Source organism: Lentzea sp. NPDC036955, from assembly GCF_055608005.1.
On record NZ_JBVJRC010000003.1, the window covers coordinates 323169 to 348514 of the forward strand.

Sequence of the window (25346 nt, forward strand, 5' to 3'; positions counted from 1 at the left end):
CTACCGGAACAGCGCCTCACCCCAGTAGCCGCCCGGCTGCACGCCGCGGGGCACGGCGAAGTGCCCGGAACCGGTGTGCTCCAGGTACTCCATCATCTTGTCCTTTGTGGACAGCGCCTGCTGCATCGGCACGAACGCCGTGCGGGAGTCCCGGTTGAACGCCACGAAGAACAGGCCGGCGTCGAGGTGCCCGAGCCCGTCGGAGCCGTCGGTGAAGTTGTAGCCGCGGCGCAGTATCCTGGCGCCGTTCAACGACTCCGGCGACGCGAGCCGGACGTGGGCGAGCTCGCCGATCCGCGGCACCCCGCCCGCGCCCTTGACGTGCAGGTCCGGCTCGTCGAACTCCCGGGCCTGCCCGAGCGGGGCGCCCTCGCCCTTGGAGCGGCCGACGATCTGCTCCTGCTCGTTCAGCGAGGTGCGGTCCCAGATCTCGACGTGCATGCGGATCCGGCGGGTCACCAGGTAGGTGCCGCCGCGGATCCACTCGGGGCCTTCCGCGACCCATACGTGGTCGCGCAGCAGGTCGGTGTCCTCTGCCTTGATGTTGCGGGTGCCGTCCTTGAACCCGAACATGTTGCGCGGTGTGGCCTGCGCCCGCGTGGTCGAGGACGTGCGGCCGAACCCGAGCTGCGACCAGCGCACCGCGACCCGGCCGAAGCCGATCCTGACCAGGTTGCGGATGGCGTGCACGGCGACCTGCGGGTCGTTCGCGCAGGCCTGGAGGCAGATGTCGCCGTTGCTGCGAGCCGGGTCGAGGTCGTCCTTCGGGAACCGCGGCAGGTCGATCAACGCCTCCGGCCGCTGACCGGCCAGCCCGAACCGGTCGTCGAAGAGCGACGGGCCGAAGCCGATCGTCAGCGTCAGCGCGGAGGCCGGGAGACCGAGCGCCTCGCCGGTGTCCTTGGGCGGGGCGTCGGCGTTGCCGCCGACGGCACCGTTCTCGGCGGCCTCCTGGCCCGCGGTCATCCGTTCCGCGGCTCGCGTCCACTGCTTGAGCAGGTCGACGAGCTCGGCCCGGTTCTTCGTCTTCACGTCGAGCGCGACGAAGTGCATGTGGTCCTGCGCGGGCGTGGTGATGCCCGCCTGGACGTCGCCGTGGAACGGCACCTGCGCCGCCGCGGCGTTCTCGGCCTCCGGCGCCGCCCTGACGGCGAACGCGCCGGCCGCCGCACCGGTCCCCGCGAGCGCCACCCCGGCGCCCGCGTACCCGAGCACCCTGCGCCGTGACACCCCGCTCACTTGGCCGACACCACCTCGGCGACCCTGCTGACCGGCTCGCCCAGCGCGTCGACGGCCTCGGCCAGCGCCTTGACCTCGTCCTGGGAGAGCTCGGTGTACAGCGCGAACCCGTCGCCCCTGCGGTGCTTCTCCAGCGCCTCGTCGAGGGCCTTGAACTTCTCGTCCAGCGTGGACACGAGGGCCGCGTCCCGCTGCTGCACCACCGGTCGCAGCGCCGCGACGGCCGCCTGCGAACCGTCCACGTTGGACCGGAAGTCCCACAGGTCGGTGTGCGAGTAGCGGTCCTCCTCACCGGTGATCTTGCCGGTGGCGACCTCGTCGAGCAGCTCCTTGGCGCCGTTGGCGAGCTGCACGGGCGTGAGCTCGACGGCCTTGGCCCTGCCCACGATCTCCTTGACGTCGGCCAGCAGCTGGTCGGCGATCCTGTCGGAGTCGGCCTGCAACCCGGACGCCCACAGGTCCTTCTCCAGGCGGTGGTAGCCGGTGAAGGCCATGCCCTCCTCGATCACGTCCTCGCGGCCGTCGATCTTCGGGTCGAGGTCACCGAAGCTCTCCGCGACCGGTTCGATGCGCTCCCAGTAGATCCGCGACACCGGGTACAGGGCCTTGGCCTCGTCGACCTTCTTGGCCTTGACGGCGCCCACGAACTCCTCGGTCTTCACGAGCAGCTGGTCGGCCTGCGAGGAGACGTAGCGCTGGTAGCTCTTCGTCGCCTCGGCCAGCAGCGCGTCGCCGTCGGTCGACTTCTTGGCGTCACCGGTGACGGTGAAGTCGCCGCGGATGCCGTCGCCCTTCATGCCGGGCTTGCAGGCGGTCTGGAACTTGCCGGCCTCGGTGACCTCGACGATCAGCTTGCGGGTGAGGCCGGGGCCGATGTTCTCGACCTCGCCGAGGATGCGGTCGCCCTCCGCGTACAGGTAGAACTCGGTGACCTTGGTGCCCTTGTTCGTCACCTCGAACGCGACGTTGCCGGTCCCCGCCTCGGTCTTCGCGACCTTGCACGCGCTGTCGCTCGCCTCGACCGCGATGGCGCCGCTCGCGGCGTTCTCCGGGGTGCTGCCGCAGGCGGCCAGCACCACGAGTGAGCCCAGGACGACTGCTGCCTTCCGCACGGCAACTCCAGTGATCTGTTTCAGGCGGCCGCGCGAGCGCGCGGCCGGACGAGGAAGAGGGACAGGACGACCGCCACGTAGGAGACCCACGCGACGGCCTGCAGCACCGACGTCCGCTGCGAGTAGTTGAAGAAGCCCTTGAGCAGCGCGCCGTACCAGGAGTCCTCCGGCAGCACGTCGCTGATGTCGAACGCGAGCGTGTCGAGCCCCGGCAGGATCGCCGCCTCCTGCAGGTCGTGGATGCCGTAGCTGAGCACCCCGGCCGCGACGAAGACGAGCAGCACGCCCGTGACGGTGAAGAACCGGCCGAGGTCGAACCGGATGGCCCCCGCGTAGAGCCCGGCGGCGATGGCGACCGCCACCGCGATCCCGCCGAGGAACCCGATCAGCGGCTGCGTCGTTCCCCCACCCGCGGCCTGCACGCTGGAATAGAAGAAGACGGCGGTTTCGAGCCCTTCCCGGGCAACCGACAAAAAGGACACGAGAACGACCGCGAGCGGTCCGACGTTGAGCGCTTCGTCCATTTTGCCGCGCAGCTCGGCCGCGATCGTCTTGGCCGCGCGCCGCATCCAGAAGATCATTCCCGTGACGAACGCGACCGCGATGACCGACATCGTCCCGCCGAACGCTTCCTGCTGCTCAAAGGTCATGCTCGCGCCGGCGAAGGTGATGACCGCACCCGCCGTCACGGAAAGCACCAGCGCGGTCACCACACCGACCCAGACCCACTTCAGCGCGTACCTTCTGTCCGTTTTAACCAGAAATGCGATCAGGATGCTCACCACGAGTGCGGCCTCAAGCCCCTCCCGCAGCCCGATCAGGCCATTTGCGAACAGCATCCGACGCCTCCGTGAATCAGGTCGGCCTGAATTTAGGTAAGGCTCACCTGTATGTCCAGCCGTCGACAGTGCCGTTTGCATCACGGTTCACGCAGCCACCTGCTTGCCGGGAGCACGTAGCCTGGGTCTCGTGGTCCCGCCGTCCGCACCCCGAAGCCGCTCGCGCAACGCCGCCATCTTCGGCCGCATCGTCTTGGTGCTGCTGCTGATCGTGGTCGTGGCAGCAGGAGCGTGGGGCCTGGGCGCCCTGAACCGCCGCTCCGCAGCCCCCCTCGGCCCGCCGCCGTTCCTCGTCCCCCTCCAGGAGGTCGAGCCCGGCGCCGCCGCCCCGGGCAACGCCGTCGCCCCGACCCCCGCCACCGGAGACAGCCCGCTGACCGAGTGGGCCACCCGCGTGGCGTCGAAGACCGACATCCCGGCCCGCGCCCTGCACGCCTACGCCAACGCGGACCTGACGATGCAACGCGACGCCCCCGCGTGCCGCATCTCCTGGGCCACCCTCGCGGGCATCGGCCGCATCGAGTCCCACCACGGCAACATCAACGGGGCCCGCCTCCAGGACAACGGCCTGCCCTCCCGCCCGATCATCGGCATCCCCCTGGACGGCTCCCCCGGCGTCAAGGCCATCCACGACACCGACGGCGGCCGCCTGGACACCGACACCACCTGGGACCGCGCGGTGGGCCCGATGCAGTTCATCCCCGGCACCTGGAACCGCTGGGCCAAACGCGCCGCCCCCGACGGCCTCCCCGCCGACCCGCAGAACATCGACGACGCCGCCCTCACCGCGGCCCGCTACCTGTGCGGCGGCGGTGCCCGCGACCTCGGCACCGGTGCCGGCTGGTGGGCCGCCGTGCTCGCCTACAACAACTCCGTGGAGTACGGGCAGAACGTGTTCAGCGGGGCTGACGCGTACGCACGGGCCAGCATGCCGTAGTCAGGCCTGGTTGCGGTGGCTCGCTGAGGCGGACGGCTGGCTGGGGTCGGCGGCGGAACCGGGGCGCGCCCTTCCCGGAGCCGACGACGGCACCGTCGTCTCCGAAGGAACCACCGACGCAGAAGAAGGCGGCGGCGGCGGAACCACGCTGGACGTCACCACCGGCCGAGAGCTGTCCGAAGTAGACGGCGAAACCGAAGAGTCCTCGTCCCCGGGCACATCGGGCTCCTCGTTCCGCCCCACCGCCGACGGCTTGGACGAGGACACCGGCACCCGCACGGTCTCGGTCACCGTCGTGCCCACCACCCGCGTCCGCGTCGCCGGCGGCGCCCCCTTCAGCTCACGCGCCTGCCCTTGCACCACGACGGTTTCGGTGATCGTGGAGGTGGTGAGCGCGTCGAACGGCTCGGTCCACCACTGCGAGGTGGGCCTGGTGGCCGGCGGGGCCGCCAGAGGGGCTTCCTCCGGCGACCCCGTCAGGGCGATCAGTGCGAACATGCCGGTGAGCGCCAGGAACGGGACGACGACCACGGCCCCGAAGCACCCACGGCCACTGCGCGGCTCTTCACGGTGACTCATCTGCGACACACCCCCGCACGAGGACAACTGTTCCGTCTTGTTGATCGTCCACAAGGAACAGTGCGTCACAGTTCTTCAGCCACACGATGGTGTACTCACGCGAGAGGTGGCAACTCCGGAGCGTGAGCTGCCGGTGAAGACGAAAGCCTTTCCAGAGCGAGGGAGACGGCGCGTTCGAGTTGGGGGTCGCGGCCGGAAACGCGGTCCGCGGGGGTCATGACCACCTCGATGTCCGGGTCGACGCCGTAGTTCTCGACGTCCCAGCCGTGGCCGTTGAAGTACGACGCGTACCTCGGCTGGGTGACCATCGTGCCGTCGACCAGGGAGTAGCGCATGTCGATGCCGATCACGCCGCCCCACGTGCGGACGCCGATGACCGGGCCGATGCCCAGCTCCTTGATGGCCACGTTCACGATGTCGCCGTCGGAGCCCGCGAACTCGTCGGCCACCGCCACGACCGGGCCGCGCGGGGCGTCCTGGGGGTAGCTCTCGGAGGCGGTGTAGCCGCGGGCGACGGACCAGCCGATGACCTTGCGGCCGAGCTTCTCGATCACGAGCTGGGAGGTGTGGCCGCCGCCGTTCTCGCGGACGTCCAGCACCAGGGCCTCGCGGGTCAGCTCCACGCGCAGGTCGCGGTGCAGCTGGGCCCAGCCCGCGCCCATCATGTCCGGAACGTGCAGGTAGCCGACGCGACCGCCGGACTTCTCGTGCACGAATGCGCGTCGGCCGGCCACCCAGTCGTGGTAGCGCAACGGCTCCTCATCGGCCAACGGCACGACCACGACCCGACGCAGTTCGCCACCACCACCGGGGCGCACGGTCAGTTCGACGGGCTTGCCCGCCGTGCCCACCAGCAACGGCGCGGGGCCGCCCAGTCCGACCGGACGACCGTCCACGGCCACGATGGCGTCGCCCGCGCGCACGGCCACTCCTGGCGCCGTCAGCGGTGAACGGGCGTGCGGGTCGGAGGTCTCGCCGGGGATCACCCGGCGCACGAGCCAGGAGCCGTCGACGCGTTCCAGGTCGGCGCCCAGCAGGCCCTGGCGGCGGGACGTCGGCACGTGGTGCGCCGAGCCCCAGACGTAGGCGTGGGACGTGCCGAGCTCGCCCTGCACCTCCCACAGCAGGTCGACGAGGTCGTCGTGGCTGCCGAGCTTCTCGACCAGCGGGCGGTAGCGGTCGAGCTCGCCCTGCCAGTCGACGCCGCCCATGTCGGTGCGCCAGAAGTTGTCGCGCATGAGACGGCCGTTCTCGGCGTACATCTGCGCCCATTCGAGCGCCGGGTCGACGACCACGCGCACCCGCGCCAGGTCGATCTCGACGTAGTCGGCCGAGTCCTCGTCGGCCTTGCTGTCGGTCGGCACGACGCGCAGGTCACCGCGGTCCTCGACGACCATCCGGCGGCCGTCACCGGACACCGCGAACGCGTCCGCGCTGTCGGCCAGGCACTCGGTCTTCTGCTTCGCGAAGTCGAACCGCTCCAGCACCGTGCGCGGCGGGCGGGCGTCCGGGGTGGCCAGGTTGTCGCCGAGCACCCCGAGCAACGGACGGCGCAGCCACAGCAGGCCGCCGCGGGCCGCGCGCAGGCCCGAGTACTCCGCACCGGGCACGGGCACCGGCACCACGCGGCCGGCCAGGCCGTCGATGTCGACCTTCGACACCGGGGGCTTGTCGTCGTCGTCCGAGGAGTCCTTGTCGTCGTCCTCGTCGTCCACGGGACGGCCGCCGCGCGTCGGGGCGAACGGTGACGGCGTCGTCGCGGCCAGCGGCACCAGGTACGGGCGGCAGCCGGTCGGGAACGACAGGTCGAAGACGTGCGCGTCGTAGACCGGGTCGAACGTCCGGACCGACAGGAACGCCAGGTGCTTGCCGTCCTCGGTGAAGGCCGGCGAGAAGTCGGCGAACCGCAGCGGCGTCACGTCCACGACCGACAGGTCCGTCACGTTCGCCATCTTGATGTGCCGCAACGGCGTGGGGCCGGGGTGCGACCACGCGAGCCACGCCGAGTCGGGCGAGAACGCCAGGTTGCTCACGTTCGCGTTGGCGCCGGAGACGACCTCCCGCACCTCGCCGGAGGCGATGTCCACCAGCAGCAACCGGCCGTCGTGCGTCCCGACCGCTACGCGCGACCCGTCCGGCGCGGCGACCAGCGACAGCACCCGGCCGAGCTGACCGGACGCGACGCGGCGGGCGGTGTTGCCGGGCTCGACACCGCCGACGGGCGCGATCTCCAGCGCCTCCTCGCCCTCGACGTCGGTCACCCACACCACGTGGCCCGTCTCGCCGAGGACCTTCGGCAGCCGCGCGCGCACGTCGGAGCGTTCGGCCAACGCGCGCACGGGGCCGTCGCGGTGCGTCACCCAGTGCACGGAACCGCGCACCTCGACGGCGGACGCGCGGCCGGTGTGGTCGACGCTGAACGAGTCGACGTTGCCGGAGGCCTTGACGTGGTGCTGCTGCAGGCCGGTGCGCGGCCCGCCCAGCCGGATGTCGAGCTTGCGCAGCTCCGACAGGCCCTCCAGCAGCCACAGCTCACCGGCGGAGTGGAAGATCACCCGTGAACCGTCGGTGGAGGCGTTGCGGGCGTAGAACTCCAGCTCGGTGTGACGCCGCAGGTCCGTGCCGTCCGGCGCCACCGAGTACACGCTGCCGACGCCGTCGTGGTCGGACAGGAACGCGATCCGCCCGTCCACCCACATCGGGTTCGTCAGCGGCGACTTCAGGTCCGCCAGGATGCGGGCGAACTCGCCGTCGCCCGCCTCGTCCACCCACAGCTTCCCGGCGGTGCCGCCGCGGTACCGCTTCCAGTAGGAGGGGTCCTGCATGTAGCTGGACGAGGTGACGACCTGCCCGTCCGGGCCGAACGAGACGTCGTTGACCCACCCGAACGGCAGCAGCTCTGGCGGTTCGCCGTCGAGCGGCACGGCCCAGGCCTGCTTGCGGTGCCGGGACATCTGCCCGGTCGTCGAGACGGCGACCACCCGGCCGTCCGGCGTCCAGCCCGACACCGCCGTGCGGGCGACGCCGAAATGCGTCAACCGGCGTGCGGGGCCACCGTCCACAGGGGCCACCCGCACCTCGGGGGCCCCGTCGATCCAGCTGGCCCAGGCCAGCTGGGTGCCGTCGGGCGAGAACCGCGGCGAGCGGACGGGTACCTGGTCGGCGGACGCGCGCCAGGCCCTTCCTCCGCCGACGGGGGCGAGCCACACGTCGTCCTCGGCCACGAACGTCACCAAGTCACCGCGAAGGTGCGGATACCGCAGGTAAGTCACGTGATCGACGTTAGCCCACCGTCACCGGTTCAGGAGGGCCAAAAGCGACGCCAGTCCTCCGCTGTCACAGATTCCAGACCTTCGGCCCGTGCTTTCGCTTCGGCATCCCGCACCCTGGCGGCGAACTGCCTGCACACCTGGCGCAGCTCCGTCTCCGGGTCCTCACCGGCGAGCCTGGCCAGTGCGGTCACGGCGAACAACGTCGTGCCCGTGTCGTCGCCCTCGGGCAGCAGGTCGACCGGGAGACCGGCGCGTCCGGTGCGCTGCACCAGCTTCGCGGCGAGCGCGACCGCCGGCTGACCGAGCGCCACACCGTCCACACTGGACTCGCGGCGCTTCTCGGCCTGCTTGAGCTCCTCCCAGCGGTGCTCCTGCGAGGTCGCGTCGTGCACGGCCGGGTCGTGGCCCTCGAACACGTGCGGGTGCCGGCCGACCAGCTTCGCGACCAGCTCGGCGGCCACCGCGTCGATGTCGAACGGGTCCTCCGCGTGCTCCGCCGCGACGCGCGCGTGGAACAGCACCTGCAGCAGCACGTCGCCGAGCTCTTCGCGCATCGCTGCCCTGTCGCCGTCCTCGATGGCTTCGAGCAGCTCGAACGTCTCCTCGACCAGGTACTGGCGCAGCGAGTCGTGGTCCTGCTCGGCGTCCCACGGGCACCCGCCGGGCGACCGCAGCCGGTGCATCACCGCGGCCGCGTCGAGCAGCCCGGCACCCAGCGGCTCCGGCGTGGTGATCACGGTGGAGCCGGGGTAGGCGGCGGCGGAGGTCGTCAGCACCACGGCACCGTCTTCCGGCACCTCGGGAGCGGCCCCGTCGACGCCGTACGCCGACCAGGACTCCACCGGCACGCCCTCGCCCGCGTACACGGCGGTGGCCGTGCGCAACGCGGGCAGGGCGGCAGCGGGGAGCACGGCGCCGAGCCGCTCGCTGAGGACGACGACGGTGATCAAGACTTCTTCTGGTTCGCGCTCACGCCGACGAAACCGGCCTGCTCGCCGGCCTTGCCGACGACGGTGGCACCGGTCGGGTCCCACACGCCGTAGCGGGGGTTGACCTCGATGTCGAGGTCGGCCGCGTGGAACTGGGCGATCCGCAGGCCGAACGCCGCGAGCAGCCGCGGGTCCATCCGGTCGGCCAGCTCGTCCTCGCCCGGCGTCGCCGGGACCGTGGTGCGCTCCTTGACCAGCGCGACCATCCAGCTGGCCTGCTGCTCGTCGGCGGGGAACGCGACGACCGTGCCGGGCTTCACGCCCCACAGCATGGTGTGCACGAGCGAGGCGTTCTCGGAGACGCGGACCTTCTGGTTCGTGGCCGAGGCCTGCTGACCGCTGGAGGTGCGCGGTGCCTCCTGCACGAACCTGGCGAACTTCGCCGGGTCCGCCGCGGCCTCCCTGGCCTTGTCCTTGGCTTCCTTCGGGTCCTTGACCTGGAAGAAGTCGATCGTGATCTGAAGGGTTGAGAGGTTGCGGCGGGCCAGCTCACCCATGATCATCGCGTCGCGCTGGCGGCGGTGGATCGTGGTGGCGTCCTGCTCGCTCTGCTTGGCCGCCTCCTCCGGACCGCCGCGCTCCTGGATCGCGTCGTACACCTTGGTCTCGTCGACCGAGATGTTCTCGCGCTGCCCGGCGTACTCGGCGATCTTGTGGGTGATCTCGTCGGCCAGCACGAGCCGCGAGACCTGGTCCAGCTTGCCCTGGTCCTGCATCTGCTGGGCGGCGGGTTCCTTCTTGAGCACCGTGATGGTGCGATCCTGGACGGTCTTCAGATCGATCGCCTGACCTCCGACGATCGCGGCCGAACCGGCCTTCGCGGGCCCGGCGGCGCATCCGGTGGCCAGCAGGGCCACAGCAACACCGACCAGCGAGAAACGCTTCAGAACAGTGCTCACGGGGATCAGCCTCTCACGCCGTGGTGACTCCGGTCACGGGAGTCCCCGCCAGAGAGCCGAGGAACGCGCCACACCAGTCGAGCAGCTCCTGGTCCCGCAGCTGCGGTGCGCCCATCCGGCCGCCCGCCGCTCCCTCCGTCGGCCTAGGCACGGTGACCGTGCCCACCGCCTGCTTGTAGACGGCCTTGGGGAACAGCCGGCGCAGCCGGACGAGCTGCGAGTCGAGCAGCTCCAGCTTCGCGAACCGGATGTTCTGGCCCATCGCGATCACCTCGGTGACCCCGTGGCGGCGACAGGTGTGCCGCAGCCTGGCCACGCCGAGCAGGCGCTCGACCGGCTCCGGCGGCGTGCCGTAGCGGTCCTTGAGCTCGTCCCAGACGGACTGGAGCGCGGCCTCGTCGGCGGCGGCCGCGATCTTGCGGTAGGCCTCCAGCCGCAGCCGTTCGCCGGGCACGTAGTCGTGCGGGATGTGCGCGTCGACCGGGAGGTCCACCCGCACCTCGGCGAGCTCCTCCTCCTCGGCACCGCCGTCGGCGCCCGCGTGCTTGCGGAACGCCTCGACCGCCTCGCCGACCAGGCGCACGTACAGGTCGAAGCCGACGCCCGCGATGTGACCGGACTGCTCGGCGCCGAGGATGTTGCCGGCGCCGCGGATCTCCAGGTCCTTCATGGCGACCGCCATGCCGGCGCCCAGCTCGGTGTTCTGCGCGATCGTCGCGAGCCGGTCGTGCGCGGTCTCGGTCAGCGGCGTCTCGGGCGGGTAGAGGAAGTACGCGTACCCGCGTTCGCGGCCGCGGCCGACGCGACCGCGCAGCTGGTGCAGCTGGGCGAGGCCGAGCAGGTCGCCGCGCTCGACGATCAGCGTGTTGGCGTTGGAGATGTCGAGACCGGTCTCGACGATCGTGGTGCAGACGAGGACGTCGAACTCGCGTTCCCAGAAGCCCTGGATGATCTTTTCGAGCTTGTCCTCGTTCATCTGGCCGTGCGCGGTGACGACCCGCGCCTCCGGGACCAGCTCGCGGATGCGGCGCGCGGCCTTCTCGATCGACGAGACCCGGTTGTGCACGAAGAAGACCTGGCCGTCGCGCAGCAGCTCGCGGCGGATCGCGGCACCGACCTGCTTGTCGTCGTACGCGCCGACGTAGGTGAGGATCGGGTGCCGCTCCTCCGGCGGGGTGAGGATCGTCGACATCTCGCGGATGCCGGCGAGCGACATCTCCAGGGTGCGCGGGATGGGCGTCGCGGACATGGTCAGCACGTCGACGTGCGTGCGCAGCGCCTTGATGTGCTCCTTGTGCTCCACGCCGAACCGCTGCTCCTCGTCGACGATCACGAGGCCGAGGTCCTTGTACCGCACGGTCTTCTGCAGCAGCCGGTGCGTGCCGATGACGATGTCGACCGCGCCGTCCGCGAGGCCCGCGACGGTCTGCTCGGACTCCTGCGGGTCGGTGAAGCGGGACAGGCCCTTGATGTTCACCGGGAACTGGCGCATGCGCTCGGAGAACGTGTTGAGGTGCTGCTGGGCCAGCAGCGTCGTCGGCACCAGCACCGCGACCTGCTTGCCGTCCTGCACGGCCTTGAACGCCGCGCGCACCGCGATCTCCGTCTTGCCGTAGCCGACGTCACCGCAGATGACGCGGTCCATCGGCACGCCGCGCTCCATGTCGGCCTTGACCTCGTCGATCGCGGCCATCTGGTCCTGCGTCTCGGTGAACGCGAACGCGTCCTCCAGCTCGCGCTGCCACGGCGTGTCGCTCGCGAACGCGTGGCCGGGCGCCGACTGCCGGGCCGCGTAGAGCTGCACCAGCTCGGCCGCGATCTGCTTGACCGCCTTGCGCGCCTTGGACTTCGTGTTCTTCCAGTCGCTGCCGCCGAGCTTGTTGAGCGTGGGCAGCTCACCGCCGACGTACCGGCTGACCTCGTCGAGCTGGTCGGTCGGCACGAACAGCCGGTCGCCGGGCTGACCGCGCTTGGACGACGCGTACTCCAGCACCAGGTACTCGCGGGTCGCTCCGGCGACGGTGCGCTGGACCATCTCCACGTACTTGCCGATGCCGTGCTGCTCGTGCACGACGAAGTCGCCGGCCTTGAGCGCCAGCGGGTCGACCGCGTTGCGCCGCTTGGACGGCATCTTGCGCATGTCCTTCGTGGACGTGCCGCCGCGGCCACCGGTCAGGTCGGTCTCGGTCAGCACGACCAGCGCGAGGTCCGGCAGCACGAAGCCGTCCTCGAGCGCACCGCGCACGACCGTGACCAGGCCTGCCTTCGGCGCCTCGTCGAGGGACTCGACGCAGACGGCCGGGACCTCGGCCTCCTTGAGCCGTTCCTCGGCCCGGTGCGCGGTGCCGGCGCCGGGCACGACGAGCACGGCCGCGCCGCCGGTCGCCGTGTGCGCCTTGAGGTCCGCGAACGCCCGCTCGACGTCGCCGGAGTAGGCCTCGACCGGCTTGACGTCGAGGTGCACCACGTCGGTGGCGTCGGTGGTGAGCCGGCTGAGCGTCCACCACGGACGGTCGCCGGCCCGCGCGCTCTCGGAGACCTCACCGATCCCCTGGTACGCGCTGCGCCCGAGGTCGATCGGCGCCTTGCCGCCGCCCGCGGCCGCCATCCACGACGCCTCCAGGAACTCCTGGCCGGTGCGCACCAGGTCGGCGGCGCGGGCGCGGATCTTCTCCGGGTCGTTGAGCAGCACGTGCGTGCCCCTGGGCACCACGTCCGTGAGCATCTGCAGCTCGCCGGGGCACAGCGCGGGGATCAACGCCTCCATGCCCTCGACCGCGATGCCGCCGGAGATCTTCTCCAGCATCTCCGCCAGGTGCGCGTCCGACCGGTGCTCCTGCGCCAGCTCGGCCGCGCGGTGCCGCACGTCGTCGGTCAGCAGCAGCTCACGGCACGGCGGCGCGACGAACTCCTGCACCTCCTCGGGCAGCGACCGCTGGTCCTGCACGGAGAACGGCCGGATCTCGCTGACCTCGTCGCCCCAGAACTCGACGCGGTAGGGGTGCTCGGCGGTGGGCGGGAAGATGTCGAGGATGCCGCCGCGGGTGGCGTACTCGCCGCGCTTCTCGACCATGTCGACGCGGGTGTAGGCGTTCTCGGCCAGCCGCGTGACGAGCTCGGCGAAGTCCTGCTCCTCGCCGACCACCAGGTGCACCGGCCTGAGGTCGCCCAGGCCGGGCGCCATCGGCTGGATGAGGCTGCGGACCGTCGTGACCAGCACCTTGATCGGGTTGCCCTCGGGGTGCCTGAGCCTGCGCAGCACCTGCAGCCGCGCGCCGACGGTGTCCGCGCGCGGGCTGAGCCGCTCGTGCGGCAACGTCTCCCAGCTCGGGAAGAACGCGACCCGGTCGTGGCCGATGAGGTCGCGGACGACGTTGGTGAGCTCCTCGGCCTCGCGGCCGGTCGCGGTGACGGCCAGGACGGGCCGGACGGTGGACAGCGCGGCGGCCACGAGCGGGCGAGCGGCCAACGGGCCGTCGAGCGCCAGCTCGGGCACACCGGCGGAGTCGATCAACGTGCGGAGGGCCTTGTCGGGCAGGACACCGTCGAGCAGGCCGAGCAGCGGCATGATTTCCAAACCCCGTCGAGTGGGAGACGCCAGACAGACCCCTGCCTGGGGCGAGGGGTCTCGGCTGCCCACCATAGCCCGTTCCGCGACCACTCATCGGGTGGCTCCGGCGGGGGTCGAGCGGTCACGCTGGGTGCGCGGGGAAGAGACGGATCAGGGCTGGCTTCGACGACCAGACCATCGTGGTCCACCAGGCCTGCTCGCCCGCGATCGCCGGTCCGACCGTTGCGGCGCAACGGTTCGTGCCGCCGTTCAAGCTGGAGCGGGTGCCGGCCGTGTGGATCACCGAGTGGACGGTCAGCATCACGGACGTGACCGGCCTTGCGCGCGAGGTGCACGCGGCGGTCCGCGCGAACGACGACGACACGGCCCGTGCTCTGCTGCCGATCGAGCGGCCTTACGGCGCCGCAACGGCACAAAACGCATAGTTGGGACATGCGCGCACTCGTTGCTGCTGTCTCGGTCCTGGCCCTCGCCGCCTGCTCCTCCCCCGAACCGGGCGGCACCGCGCCGTCGAAGGCCCCCGCGCCGCAGGGCCTCCGGGTGGAGGAGGTCGCGGGCGGGTTCCAGCACGCCTGGGACCTCGGCTTCCTGCCGGACGGCTCTGTGCTCGTCACCGAACGCCCCGGCACGCTCAAGCTCGTCAAGAACGGCCAGGTCACGCCGGTCGACATCGACCTGACCGACCTGCAGGCGCGCGGCGAGGGCGGCCTGATGGGCCTCGTCGTCCACCCGGACGGGCAGCGCTTCACCACCTGCTACAACACGACCGGGGACGTCCGGCTGGTGACGTACCGGCTCGACGGCACCAAGGCGACGAAGGCGAAGGACCTGCTCACCGGCATGCCGTCGAACTCCAGCGGGCGGCACTCCGGGTGCCGGCCGACGCTCGGGCCGGACGGTGCGATGTGGGTGGCCACCGGTGACGTCGCGCAGGGGCGCAACCCGCAGGACCGGACCAGCCTGGGCGGCAAGGTGCTGCGGATCGACCCCGAGACCGGCGAGGGCGCCAAGGGCAACCCGTTCGAGTCGTCGGCCGACGCCAACGAGCGGCGGGTCCACAGCTTCGGGCACCGCAACGTGCAGGGCGTCGCGTTCCGGCCGGGCACGGACCAGGTGTTCTCCAGCGAGCACGGGCCGTCGGTCGACGACGAGGTCAACCTGCTGAAGGCGGGCGGCAACTACGGGTGGGACCCGTCCAGGGGCGGCACGCAGGGCGGGTACGACGAGTCCGTGCCGATGACCGACCTGCAGCGGTTCCCGGACGCGGTGCCCGCGGTGTGGTCGTCCGGGTCGCCAACGGAGGCGATCTGCCAGGCGGCGTTCTGGGGCGGCAAGCTCGCGATCACCGCGTTGAAGGGCTCGAAGCTGCTGCTGTTCACCCTCGACGAGGCCGGGAAGGTGCGGGACGTCAGCATCCCCGAGGAGCTGAACGACCGGTACGGCCGGCTGCGCGCCGCCCGCACCTCACCCGACGGGGCGCTCTACGTCACGACGTCGAACGGGTCGGGCGACAAGCTGCTCAAGCTCACCGGGGCCGCCTAGGGCCCGCAGCACCGCGGGCCCTCTCCACCACGTGGCCACCGCCGTGCCGCTCGACCCCTCGACGTACGGCGCGGTGCGTCCACCCGGGACATCGCTGCGCGGGGCCCGTTCCGTTTCGCCCTCTCAGGAACGGGACCGCAGCCGGGGCTCGTGCTCCAGCGCCGACAGGCCGTTCCAGGCGAGGTTGACCAGGTGCGCCGCCACCTCGTCCTTCTTCGGCCTGCGCGCCTCCAGCCACCACTGCCCGGTCAGCGCGACCATCCCGACCAGCGACTGCGCGTACAGCCCCGCGAGCCCGCGGTCGTAACCCCGTTCCGCGAAGTGCAGGGCGAGGATGTGCTCGACCTGCGAGGCGATGTCGTTCAGCAGCGACGAGAACGTGCCGGAGGTGGAGGCGACGGGCGAGTCGCGCACCAGGATGCGGAACCCGTCGGTCGAGCCCTCGATGTAGTCGAGCAACGCGCAGGCGGCCTGTTCGAGCAGCTCACGCGGGTGGCTGCCGACCACCAGCGCGGTGCTGATCTGGTCCATCAGGCGGCGCATCTCGCGGTCGACGATGACGGCGTAGATGCCTTCCTTGCCGCCGAAGTGCTCGTAGACGACCGGTTTCGAGACGCCGGCGCGGTGCGCGATCTCCTCGACCGAGGTGGCCTCGAAGCCCTTCTCGGCGAACAGGGAGCGGGAGACGTCCAGGAGCTGCTCGCGGCGTTCCCCGCCCGTCATCCTGACCCGTGCCACCGAGCCAGCGTACGTGGCCGGGCTCACGGTCCGGCCCGCGGCGGTGGATGATCTGGCCATGGCCAGACGCAAGATCATCCGGATCACCGCAGCCACGCTGCTGTCCCTTCTCGTGCTGGTCACGGCGGCGCTGGGCGGCATCGGCTGGTACTACAGCGATGAGCTGCTGGTACCGGCCGAGGTGCCGCAGCGGTACCCGGAGACCTCGCTCGGCGGGGACGGCGACACCGTCGTGCTGGCCGAGTCGAGGCTGTCCACCCTGGCCGGCACGTTCGGCCTCGTCTGGCCGGGCGGCAGCGCCAAGGTCGGCGACGTGGCCGCGACGCGGAACGGCCGCGTCGAACGCCCGCTGCTGGAGGGCACCGCGCCGCCGGAGGGCACGCGGGTGCGCATCGAGACCGACGTCTACGAGGGCGACCCCAGGACCACGCTGGGCCTGACCTACAGCGAGGTCCGGGTGCCCGGTGAGCTCGGCGAGATGCCCGCGTGGCTGGTGCCGGCCGAGAACAGCGACACGTGGGTCGTCACCGTGCACGGCCGCGGCGCGTCGCGGGAGGAGGCGCTGCGGGTGGTTCCGCAGTTGCACAGCGCCGGGCTGCCCGTCCTGCTGATCACCTACCGCAACGACGCGGGCGCCCCCGCCTCCCCCGACGGCTTCTACCACCTGGGTGACACCGAGTGGCGCGACGTCGAGGCGGCCATCCGGTACGCGCAGGGCAGGGGCGCGCGGGAGGTCGTGCTCTACGGCTGGTCGATGGGCGGCGCGATCGTCGGGCAGACCCTGGCCCGCTCCGGCACGGCCGCCGCGGTCAGCGGGGTCGTGCTCGACTCCCCCGTCACCAGCTGGTCAAAGACGCTGGACCTGCAGGCGCGCAACCGGGGCGTGCCCACGTGGCTCACACCGGTCGCCGAGCTGGTCTCCGGCTGGCGCGCCGACCTCGACTTCGACCGCTTCGACCTGGTCCGCAACCCGCCGGCGGTCAAGCCCCCGACGCTGGTCTTCCACGGCACCGCGGACGGCACCGTGCCCGCGCAGTCGTCACGCGACCTCGCCGCCGCGGCGGGCGGTCTCGGGTGGCCGCTGCGGTACGTGGAGATCCCCGGTGCCGACCACACTTCGGGATGGAATGTGGCGCCGGACACGTACCGCAGGGAGCTCGGCGACTTCCTGACCAGCACGATCGGCGTGCGGCGGTGATCTCGCGGCGGATCACCGCCACGGCCGGTCGAGTGGTGGTTGGACAAGCGGAGCGGGTCTCGTGACAACATGTGCGCAGGACGGGCTCCGGCTCGTCCGTTCCGCCATGGTGTAAAGGCAGCACCTCGGATTTTGGTTCCGATGGTCCAGGTTCGAATCCTGGTGGCGGAGCTGGACACTGGTTCGCGTGGGTCTTCAGGAGGTGCGGAGCTGCCCGAGGAGACGGTCGACGAGCAGGGCAACGTGGGCCGCCGCCACCACGAGATGTCCGACGCGTGGCTGGTGGGCCGCGCGAGCGAGCTCGTCGCCGTGGCCCAGAGCAGCCACCTCGCCGCGCAGCTCGACGCGGCCAACGAGATCGACCACATCCTGGCCGAGGCGCAGGGCCGCGGTGAGCCCCGCATCGTCGCGCAGCTGCTGCGCGCCGCCGCCGTGGTCCGGCTGGTCACGCCCGGCCTGGTCGACATGTCGGACCCGCAGCTCGACGAGATGCTCGCGCACTGCCGCCGGCACGGCCTGATCGTGCTGGAGGCGGACGCGCGGGCGTTGCGCGGCCGCCGGTTCCTGCTGGGCAACGCCGAGGACAAGGCGCTCACCGAGATCGCGGCGGCGCTCGCGATGATGCTCGACGAGGAGCCGGAGCCCGACCCGGTCTTCGACAAGCGCACGTGGGACCAGCTGCTGGCCACGACTCTGCAAGACATCGCGCTGGTGCTGACCCAGCTGGGCGTCTACGAGATGGCCGACGACGTGCTGGCCCGCGCGCACAACGCGCTGTGGGAGAGCGGCCAGCCGCACCAGATCTACGTGCACCTGGTGAACCGCACGCGGTTGCGGATCGGCTGGGGCCTGCGCCTCGAACGGGTGAACTTCCGGCAGGAGGCCGATGAGCAGTTCCGGGTCGCCGCCGGGCTCGCCGAGGCCGCGGAGGTGCCGTTCCGGCAGTCGCTGCACCCCGGCCGGCGCGACCTCGACGCCGCCGAGCAGGTGCCGATCCTCGGTGCCGCGCAGGCGCTGACCCGCCCGAGCGAGGACCACCTCGACCGGCTGTGGTCGCTGCGCGGGCTGTCGATGTACGCGCGGGAGCTGATCATCGTCGCGATAGCGCTGGCCCGGTGCCTGGTCAAGGCCAACCGGCTGGACGACGCGCTGAAGGTGCTCGGCGACACCCGCACGCAGATGGAGCACGACACGTCGGAACCGTCGCTGTTGCTGTCGCTCGAACGCGAGTACGCGCACCTCTGCGGTCCACACACGACGTCCGCTTTGGAGGCCTACAACGCGGCGCTGGAGCTGGAGCTCTGGCAGATGCGCGAGTCGCGGGTCGCCACGCTGACGACGCGACGTGAACACGAACGGCTGACGCGCACCCACGGTGCGATCGCGCAGCAGGCGTTGCAGGACCCGTTGACCGGGCTGCCGAACCGGCGCGCGCTCGACGACAAGATGCGCGAGCTCATCTCGGGCGAGGTCTACCCGTTCTCGGTCGCGCTGGTGGACCTCGACGGGTTCAAGGGCGTGAACGACCGGCATTCCCACGCCGAGGGTGATGATGTTCTTCGGGTGATTGCCAGCACACTCCGCCAGGCCCTGCGCGGCGACGACATGGTGGCCCGCTACGGCGGCGACGAGTTCGTGGTGCTGCTGCCGGGAGCACCCCTGCACGCCGCGGAGGCCGCGCTCGGACGGGCGGTGGATGCGGTGGCAGGCCTGCCAATCGACCTCTCCCGCGGGGTGACGCTGTCGGTCGGCGTCATCTCGCTGCGCCCGCGTGAATCCGCCAACCAGGCCCTGTCGAGGGCCGACTCGGCGATGTACGTGGCGAAGCGCCAGGGCGGCTGCCGGGTCGCGGCCGTGGCGGGGGAGCCCTCCGCGGAGGCTTAGGCTGGTCCGCGGACTTCGAACCACCCAGCCTGTTAGGGAGAGCATTGATGCTCGAAGGCCCTGTCAGCACGGTCGTGCTCGCCGCCGGGGAAGGCACCCGCATGCGGTCGTCCACGCCGAAGGTGCTGCACCGGATCGCCGGACGGTCTCTCGTCGAACACGCGGTGCGTGCGGCGGCGGGCACAGACCCCGACCACCTGGCCGTCGTCGTCGGACACGGCCGTGAAGCGGTCACCGAGCACCTGGAGGCGCTGTCCGGCGCGCTGGGCCGCAAGGTCACCGTCGCCGTGCAGGCCGAGCAGAAGGGCACCGGGCACGCGGTCTCCTGCGGTCTGGCGGAGCTGCCCCACGACCTGGGCGGGACCGTGGTCGTGAGCTACGGCGACGTCCCGCTGCTCGACACCGGGACGTTCAGGGCCCTGCTGGCCGAGCACTCGGCCGCCGGCAACGCCGTGACCGTGCTGACCGCCGTGGTGGACGACCCCACCGGGTACGGCCGGATCGTGCGCGACCCCGACGGGACCGTGCAGGGCATCGTGGAGCAGAAGGACGCCTCCGCGACCGAGCGGCTGATCACCGAGATCAACTCGGGCGTGTACGCGTTCGACGCCGCCGTGCTGCGCGACGGCCTGTCGCGGCTGTCGACCGACAACGCCCAGGGCGAGCTGTACCTGACCGACGTGCTCGGCATCGCCCGCGGCGACGGCCTGCGGGTCGGCGCGCTGGTCGCGTCCGACCGCTGGCTGGTCGAGGGCATCAACGACCGCGTGCAGCTGGCCGCCGTGGGCGCCGAGATGAACCGCAGGATCGTCGAGGGCCACCTGCGCTCCGGCGTCACGTTCGTCGACCCGTCCTCGGCGTGGGTGGACGCGGACGTGCGGATCGGCCAGGACGCGCTGATCGAGCCGAACGTGCAGCTCCGCGCGGGCACGGTGATCGGCGCCGGTGCCGTGGTCGGCCCGGACACCACGCTGTCCGGCGTCACGGTGGGCGACGGCGCGTCGGTCGTGCGCACGCACGGCAGCGACTCGGTCATCGGCGAGCGCGCGAGCGTCGGCCCGTTCGCCTACCTGCGCCCCGGCACGTCTCTGGGGGTCAAGGGCAAGATCGGCACGTTCGTCGAGACGAAGAACTCGACGATCGGCGAGGGTTCGAAGGTCCCCCACCTGTCCTACATCGGTGACGCCACGATCGGTGATCACAGCAACATCGGTGCAGCATCGGTAACCGTCAACTACGACGGGGTGAACAAGCACCGCACGATCGTCGGATCCCACTGCCGCACCGGCTCGGACAACATGTTCGTAGCGCCGGTGACGGTGGGCGATGGTGCTTACACCGGCGCGGGCACGGTCCTGCGCCGCAACGTCCCACCGGGCGCGCTCGCCGTGTCCGGCGGCCCACAGCGCAACCTCGAAGGCTGGGTCATCAGCCGGCGCGAGGGCACGGCAGCCGCCCAGGCAGCGGCCGCGGCACTCGCGCAGCAGAATTCCGAGAAGACTGAGGAGGGTCGCTGACCGTGAACCCGCAGATGCCCGGCACACCGAAGAAGAACCTGATGCTCTTCGGAGGGCGTGCCTACCCGGAGCTGACGGAAGAGGTCGCGAAGCACCTCAACGTCACCGTGACCCCGCAACAGGCCTACGACTTCGCGAACGGCGAGATCTTCGTCCGCTTCGAGGAGTCGGTCCGCGGCTGCGACGCCTTCGTGATCCAGTCGCACACCGCGCCCATCAACCAGTGGCTGATGGAACAGCTGATCATGGTCGACGCCCTGAAGCGCGCCTCGGCCAAGCGCATCACCGTGATCCTGCCGTACTACCCCTACGGCCGGCAGGACAAGAAGCACCGCGGCCGCGAGCCCATCTCCGCCCGCCTCATCGCGGACATGTTCAAGACCGCCGGCGCCGACCGCCTCGTCTCGGTCGACCTGCACACGGCCCAGATCCAGGGCTTCTTCGACGGCCCGGTCGACCACCTGTGGGCCATGCCGCTGCTCGCGGACCACATCCGCGGCAAGTACGCGGGCCACGAGCTCACCGTCGTCTCCCCCGACGCCGGCCGCACCAAGCTGGCCGAGAAGTGGGCGGACACGCTCGGCGGCGCGCCGATCGCGTTCATCCACAAGACCCGCGACCCGCTGCGACCCAACGAGGTCGTCTCGAACCGCGTGGTCGGCAAGGTCGAGGGCCGCCTCTGCATCGTGATCGACGACATGGTCGACACCGGCGGCACCATCGCCGGCGCCGTGAAGCAGCTGCTCAGCGAGGGTGCCGCCGACGTGGTCATCGCCGCGACGCACGGCATCCTCTCCGGCCCTGCCACCCAGCGCCTGCAGGACTCGGGTGCCCGCGAGGTCGTGTTCACCGACACCCTGCCGATCCCGGCGGAGAAGCGGTTCCCGAACATGACCGTGCTGTCCATCGCGCCGCTGCTCGCGCGCGTGATCCAGGAGGTCTTCGAGGACGGCTCCGTCACCTCGCTGTTCGACGGCAACGCCTGACCTCCGTTCTTTGACCGCACGCGGGGACCTTTCGTACCGTCTGGGAGTACGAAAGGTCCCCGCGTGCGTTCGCGAGGACCCCCCGATTAGGCCTGTCGACGCCACTCACCTACACTGGTCGGGTTGCCTCGGCGAGGGCGAGCTCCACAGCTCGGCGTGATCGACGCGGTGGCTTGATGCCGCGCGTGTTGACCGTTTCCGCGCTGCTCGCCGCCGCTGGCCACCACCCCAAGCCTCAACCGCTGATACTTGTGCACCGCCCCGACGTACAAGGCCAGACTTGTAAGGAGTACCCCACCGTGTCCGAGGTTCGTCTCGCCGCTGAGCAGCGCACCGAATTCGGCAAGGGCGCCGCCCGCCGTACCCGTCGCGCCGGCAAGATCCCCGCGGTCCTCTACGGCCACGGTTCCGACCCGAAGCACCTGGCCCTGCCGGCGCTCGAGTTCGCCCGTGTCGTCCGCGAGCACGGTCAGAACGCCGTCCTCACCCTCGCCCTCGACGGCGGTAGTGAGCTGGCGCTGACGAAGACCGTCACCACGCACCCCATCAAGAACTACATCGAGCACGTCGACCTGCTGCTCGTCCAGCGCGGCGAGAAGGTCACCGTCGAGGTGCCGCTGGTCATCTCGGGCGAGCCCGCTTCGGGCACGCTGCTGACGCAGGACCTCAGCACGATCCAGATCGAGTCCGACGCGATGAACATCCCGGAGCAGATCGAGCTGTCGATCGCCGACGTCGCCGCGGGCACGCAGATCCACGCCAGTGACCTGACGCTGCCGGAAGGCGCCGCCCTGATCACTGACGCCGACGCTCTCGTCGTCGCCGTCAACGAGGCGCCGTCCGCGGCTCAGATGGAGGGCGACGACACCGCTGCAACCCCGGCCGAGGCCACCGAGGAGAGCTGAGCCCCATCACGTCGGGCCGGACACACGGCGCGCCACCCCCTCACGAGGGGGGAGGCGCGCCGTTGCAGTACCTGAGTCCGGCCGAGATCCGCGGTCGCACGTTCCGCCGCAAGCGCCAGGGCTACGACCCCGGCCAGGTGAACGAGTTCCTGCTGATCATCGCCGACGCGCTGGCCGGCCGGATGCGCCTCAACCCTGAGCACGTGCAGACCGTCCGGTTCGCCGCGGTGCCCAACGGCTACGACCCGCAGGCCGTGGACGAGCTGCTGCACCTGCTGGAGTTCCAGGTCCGCGCCGGCATCGTGCCGCCGACCGGCCTGAACACCGGCGCGGACCTGACGGCGCGCAAGATCCCCAGGTCGAGCACCGGCTACGATCGCGTCGAGGTCGACGCCTTCCTCGCCCGTGCCGCGGCCAACCTGGACGGCAGGGGCGCGATGACCTCCACCGAGGTCCGCAACACCCGGTTCAGCACCACGTCCGGTCTGCTGGGTCGCGGGTACCAGGTGCAGGCCGTGGACACGTTGCTGGACGAGATCGAGCAGGAGCTGCGCTTCCGTGGACGATGAGCTCGCCCGAGACGGCCTCGCGCTGATCGTCGGCCTGGGCAACCCGGGCCCGAAGTACGAGGGCAACCGCCACAACATCGGCTTCCTCGTCCTCGACGAGCTGGCCGCCCGCGTCGGCGGCAAGTTCAAGGCCCACAAGTCCGGCGCCGAGGTCGTCGAGGGCCGCCTGTCCGGCCGCCGCGTCGTCCTCGCCAAGCCGCGCAGCTTCATGAACCTCTCCGGCGGCCCCGTCTCCAGCGCGGCGAAGTTCTACAAGCCGGGCCTGATCGTCGTCGTCCACGACGAGCTCGACCTCCCGTTCGCCGCGGTCAGGATGAAGCTCGGCGGCGGCGACAACGGCCACAACGGACTCCGCTCCATCACGAAGTCGTTGGGCACCAAGGACTACCACCGCGTACGCTTCGGCGTGGACCGCCCGCCGGGCCGCATGGACCCCGCCGACTACGTGCTGAAGGACTTCTCCACCGTCGAACGCAAGCAGCTCGCCCTGGAGATCGACCGGGCGGCGGACGCGACGGAGGCCCTCATCTCGAAGGGCCTGGAAGCCGCGCAAAACGCCTTCCACTGAGCCGTGCGCTGAGCGCATGACCAACCGAAAGGGCCATGCCGCGGAAGCGCCGCCCCGACGTGCTCAAGGGCTTGTCCGGCCGGCTCCTCGCCGACCTGGGCCGCATCGAACGCTCCCGCAACTACCTCGGCCCCGGCTCGGTCGAGCTCGCGCTCCGCGTCTGGACCAGCTGGCTCGCCTCTCCGGCACGGCACCGGTGGATGGACGAGACGCCGTGGGAGTGGGACTACTACCCGGAAGAAGATCCGTTCAGGGCCCGCGACCTCCTCGACGCCGTCGCCTGCGCGCTCCCCCGCACGAGCGCGCGGGAGCTGCGCAGGCGACTCGACGAACTCGATGACCTCTACTAGACCAGTGCGGCCGCCGCGGACCGACGCAGCTTGCCCGACGGCGTCTTCGGCAACGTCCCCGGCGGCTGCACCACGACGGAGAACGGCCGCAACCCGACCGCGTCGACCACGCGGGCCGTGACCTCCTTGACCAGCCCCTTCTCCGCGTCCGCGTCGCCGGCGAGCTTCGACTCGACGACCACGGCGAAGCGTTCGCGCTGGGTTCCGGCGTCCAGCCGCACGGCAACCGCGTTGCCCGCGCGCACGCCCTCGACGGAGCACGCGGCGCGTTCCACGTCGGTGGGGTAGATGTTGCGGCCGCCCATGATGATGACGTCCTTGCGGCGGCCGCAGACGACGACCTGGCCGTCCTCGACGACGTAGCCGAGGTCGCCGGTGGACAGCCAGCCCTCGGCGTCCTGCGTCGCCAGGGGACCGTCCACGGTCAGGTAGCCGGGGGTGACGGCGTCGCCGCGGAGCTGGATCTCGCCGACGCCGCGCAGGCCCATGACCTGACCGGTGTCGGTGACGACCCGCAGTTCCAGGCCGGGCAGCGGCGGGCCCAGCAGCGGGTAGGCGCGGCCCGTCTCGGACGGCACGGCCTGGCGTGAGGCCTCCAGCTCGTCGGCGTCGACGACGTCTACTTCCAGGCCGGTGTCCAGCGGTGCGAAGGCGACGCCCAGCGTGGTCTCGGCCATGCCGTAGGCGGCGAGGATCGACTCCGGGCGCAGGCCGAAGCGGGCACCGGCGTCGATGAACGACTTCACGGCGGCCGGGTCGATCGGCTCGGCGCCGTTGAGCGCCAGGCGCAGGGTCGACAGGTCGAACGAGTCGGACGAGGACGCCAGGCGGCGGGCCACGATCGCGTAGGCGAAGTTCGGCGCGGCGGTGATCGTGCCCTTGTGGCGGGTGATGAGGTCCGCCCACAGGGTGGGGCGGGCCAGGAAGTCGACCGGCGTGACCTTCACGAGCTCCAGGCCGAACAGCATCGGCACGGTCAGGAAGCCGACCATCCCCATGTCGTGGAACAGCGGCAGCCACGACACCATCACGTCGGACTCGGGGTCCAGCGCCGCTGCCTCGCGCATTCCGAGCGCGTTCGACATGAGGTTGCGGTGGGTGATCCGCACGGCCTTCGGGTCGGCCGTGGAACCACTGGTCAACTGCAGCAGTGCGGTGGCATCCTCGGGGGTGGGAACAGGGTTTTCGATCGGCTCGCCGTCGAGCTCGGACAGCTTCCGGTAGGCGATCCCGTGCTGCTCCAGCACGGGGGCCAGCGCGTCGAACGGGCTGCCGAGCAGCACCAGCCGCGAGTCGATCATGGCGAGCACCCGCACCGTGTCCTCGGCCCACTCGGCCAGGTCGGTGCGCGGTGTGGGTTGATGCAACATCGTGACGCTGCCGCCGCACAGCCACGCGGCCTGCACGGCCGGGGCGATGGCAGCGGGTTCGGCGGCGAGCACTGCGATCGCGGTGCCCGGCGCCACGTCGAGCGCACCGGCCACCCGCCGGGCGCGTTCGTGCACCTCGGCCCAGGTCCGGCGGACGGGCGCGGCGGGTTCCCCCGTCGTCATGCCCCTGTCCCTGCCGTTTGCGGCCGTCGCCAGCATCACATCCACGAACTGACTCATGTTCGTGATCGTAGTGGCGGCCTTTGGTCCATCAGGGCGAAA

Annotated in this window: 21 protein-coding genes and 1 tRNA gene; 12 read left to right on the forward strand and 10 right to left on the reverse strand. The window is 71.1% G+C overall.

What is annotated here, in order from left to right; all coding sequences use genetic code 11:
• The 3 genes from efeB to efeU are packed head-to-tail and all read right to left on the reverse strand — an operon-like array spanning window position 1 to window position 3190.
• A complete protein-coding gene (efeB, locus tag ACZ7CF_RS10720) occupies window positions 1-1239 on the reverse strand; it encodes an iron uptake transporter deferrochelatase/peroxidase subunit (RefSeq protein WP_470369468.1) in 1239 nt (412 codons plus the stop codon).
• Entirely contained in the window at window positions 1236-2351 is a 1116-nt protein-coding gene (gene efeO / locus ACZ7CF_RS10725) for an iron uptake system protein EfeO (protein ID WP_360385886.1), read from the reverse strand. The genes efeB and efeO overlap by 4 nt, the downstream gene beginning before the upstream one ends.
• A 20-nt stretch (window positions 2352-2371) precedes the next feature.
• Window positions 2372-3190 carry an iron uptake transporter permease EfeU gene (efeU, locus tag ACZ7CF_RS10730; RefSeq protein ID WP_470369469.1) on the reverse strand — a complete coding sequence of 273 codons (819 nt, stop codon included), beginning with the start codon at window positions 3188-3190 and terminating at the stop codon, window positions 2372-2374.
• 130 nt (window positions 3191-3320) lie between these two features.
• Here efeU and ACZ7CF_RS10735 point away from each other — a divergent pair, with 130 nt between their 5' ends.
• Window positions 3321-4127 (forward strand): lysozyme family protein, encoded by an 807-nt coding sequence (locus ACZ7CF_RS10735; RefSeq protein WP_470369470.1) that lies wholly within the window; start codon window positions 3321-3323, stop codon window positions 4125-4127.
• Here ACZ7CF_RS10735 and ACZ7CF_RS10740 read toward each other — a convergent pair whose 3' ends face one another.
• The 5 genes from ACZ7CF_RS10740 to mfd form a co-directional block, all read right to left on the reverse strand.
• Entirely contained in the window at window positions 4128-4706 is a 579-nt protein-coding gene (locus tag ACZ7CF_RS10740) for a hypothetical protein (RefSeq protein ID WP_470369471.1), read from the reverse strand.
• Window positions 4707-4801: 95 nt separating this feature from the next.
• Entirely contained in the window at window positions 4802-7978 is a 3177-nt protein-coding gene (locus tag ACZ7CF_RS10745; protein WP_470369472.1) for a S41 family peptidase, read from the reverse strand.
• 29 nt (window positions 7979-8007) lie between these two features.
• Window positions 8008-8928, reverse strand: coding sequence for a nucleoside triphosphate pyrophosphohydrolase (locus tag ACZ7CF_RS10750; protein WP_458429438.1), 921 nt, complete (start codon window positions 8926-8928; stop codon window positions 8008-8010).
• Window positions 8925-9866 (reverse strand): hypothetical protein, encoded by a 942-nt coding sequence (locus ACZ7CF_RS10755; RefSeq protein ID WP_360385875.1) that lies wholly within the window; start codon window positions 9864-9866, stop codon window positions 8925-8927. Before ACZ7CF_RS10755 ends, ACZ7CF_RS10750 begins: the two co-directional genes overlap by 4 nt.
• Before the next feature lie 13 nt (window positions 9867-9879).
• Entirely contained in the window at window positions 9880-13434 is a 3555-nt protein-coding gene (gene mfd / locus ACZ7CF_RS10760) for a transcription-repair coupling factor (protein WP_360385873.1), read from the reverse strand.
• 152 nt (window positions 13435-13586) lie between these two features.
• Here mfd and ACZ7CF_RS10765 point away from each other — a divergent pair, with 152 nt between their 5' ends.
• Together ACZ7CF_RS10765 and ACZ7CF_RS10770 are read left to right on the forward strand one after the other, a co-directional pair.
• Window positions 13587-13862: a DUF4291 family protein gene (locus ACZ7CF_RS10765; protein WP_470369672.1), complete on the forward strand. Its 276-nt coding sequence runs from the start codon at window positions 13587-13589 to the stop codon at window positions 13860-13862.
• A gap of 7 nt (window positions 13863-13869) precedes the next feature.
• Complete coding sequence (locus ACZ7CF_RS10770; RefSeq protein WP_360385871.1) at window positions 13870-14979, forward strand: PQQ-dependent sugar dehydrogenase; 1110 nt, start codon at window positions 13870-13872, stop codon at window positions 14977-14979.
• Between the two features lie 123 nt (window positions 14980-15102).
• Here ACZ7CF_RS10770 and ACZ7CF_RS10775 read toward each other — a convergent pair whose 3' ends face one another.
• The gene (locus tag ACZ7CF_RS10775; RefSeq protein WP_360386666.1) at window positions 15103-15702 is read right to left on the reverse strand and encodes a TetR/AcrR family transcriptional regulator; all 600 of its coding nucleotides are present in this window, start codon (window positions 15700-15702) and stop codon (window positions 15103-15105) included.
• 73 nt (window positions 15703-15775) lie between these two features.
• On the opposite strand from ACZ7CF_RS10775, the gene ACZ7CF_RS10780 reads away from it, so the two are divergent.
• The 9 genes from ACZ7CF_RS10780 to ACZ7CF_RS10820 all read left to right on the forward strand — a co-directional run bounded on the left by ACZ7CF_RS10780 (window position 15776) and on the right by ACZ7CF_RS10820 (window position 23694).
• Window positions 15776-16915 carry an alpha/beta hydrolase family protein gene (locus ACZ7CF_RS10780; protein WP_470369473.1) on the forward strand — a complete coding sequence of 380 codons (1140 nt, stop codon included), beginning with the start codon at window positions 15776-15778 and terminating at the stop codon, window positions 16913-16915.
• Window positions 16916-17015: 100 nt separating this feature from the next.
• A tRNA-Gln gene (locus tag ACZ7CF_RS10785) sits at window positions 17016-17086 on the forward strand.
• Window positions 17057-18799 (forward strand): GGDEF domain-containing protein, encoded by a 1743-nt coding sequence (locus tag ACZ7CF_RS10790; protein ID WP_470369474.1) that lies wholly within the window; start codon window positions 17057-17059, stop codon window positions 18797-18799. The genes ACZ7CF_RS10785 and ACZ7CF_RS10790 overlap by 30 nt, the downstream gene beginning before the upstream one ends.
• Window positions 18800-18846: 47 nt before the next feature.
• The gene (gene glmU, locus ACZ7CF_RS10795; RefSeq protein ID WP_360385865.1) at window positions 18847-20316 is read left to right on the forward strand and encodes a bifunctional UDP-N-acetylglucosamine diphosphorylase/glucosamine-1-phosphate N-acetyltransferase GlmU; all 1470 of its coding nucleotides are present in this window, start codon (window positions 18847-18849) and stop codon (window positions 20314-20316) included.
• A 14-nt stretch (window positions 20317-20330) separates the two neighbouring features.
• Complete coding sequence (locus tag ACZ7CF_RS10800) at window positions 20331-21302, forward strand: ribose-phosphate diphosphokinase (protein ID WP_360386664.1); 972 nt, start codon at window positions 20331-20333, stop codon at window positions 21300-21302.
• A 299-nt stretch (window positions 21303-21601) separates the two neighbouring features.
• Window positions 21602-22207 carry a 50S ribosomal protein L25/general stress protein Ctc gene (locus ACZ7CF_RS10805; RefSeq protein ID WP_360385863.1) on the forward strand — a complete coding sequence of 202 codons (606 nt, stop codon included), beginning with the start codon at window positions 21602-21604 and terminating at the stop codon, window positions 22205-22207.
• A gap of 62 nt (window positions 22208-22269) precedes the next feature.
• Window positions 22270-22776, forward strand: a complete 507-nt coding sequence (locus ACZ7CF_RS10810; protein ID WP_360385861.1) for a DivIVA domain-containing protein — start codon at window positions 22270-22272, stop codon at window positions 22774-22776.
• Window positions 22766-23344 carry an aminoacyl-tRNA hydrolase gene (gene pth / locus ACZ7CF_RS10815; RefSeq protein WP_360385859.1) on the forward strand — a complete coding sequence of 193 codons (579 nt, stop codon included), beginning with the start codon at window positions 22766-22768 and terminating at the stop codon, window positions 23342-23344. The genes ACZ7CF_RS10810 and pth overlap by 11 nt, the downstream gene beginning before the upstream one ends.
• A 35-nt stretch (window positions 23345-23379) precedes the next feature.
• Complete coding sequence (locus tag ACZ7CF_RS10820; RefSeq protein WP_470369475.1) at window positions 23380-23694, forward strand: hypothetical protein; 315 nt, start codon at window positions 23380-23382, stop codon at window positions 23692-23694.
• Here the strand turns inward: ACZ7CF_RS10820 and ACZ7CF_RS10825 are convergent.
• Window positions 23691-25304: a fatty acyl-AMP ligase gene (locus ACZ7CF_RS10825; protein WP_470369476.1), complete on the reverse strand. Its 1614-nt coding sequence runs from the start codon at window positions 25302-25304 to the stop codon at window positions 23691-23693. The genes ACZ7CF_RS10820 and ACZ7CF_RS10825 overlap by 4 nt on opposite strands.
• Between the last annotated feature and the right edge of the window lie 42 nt (window positions 25305-25346).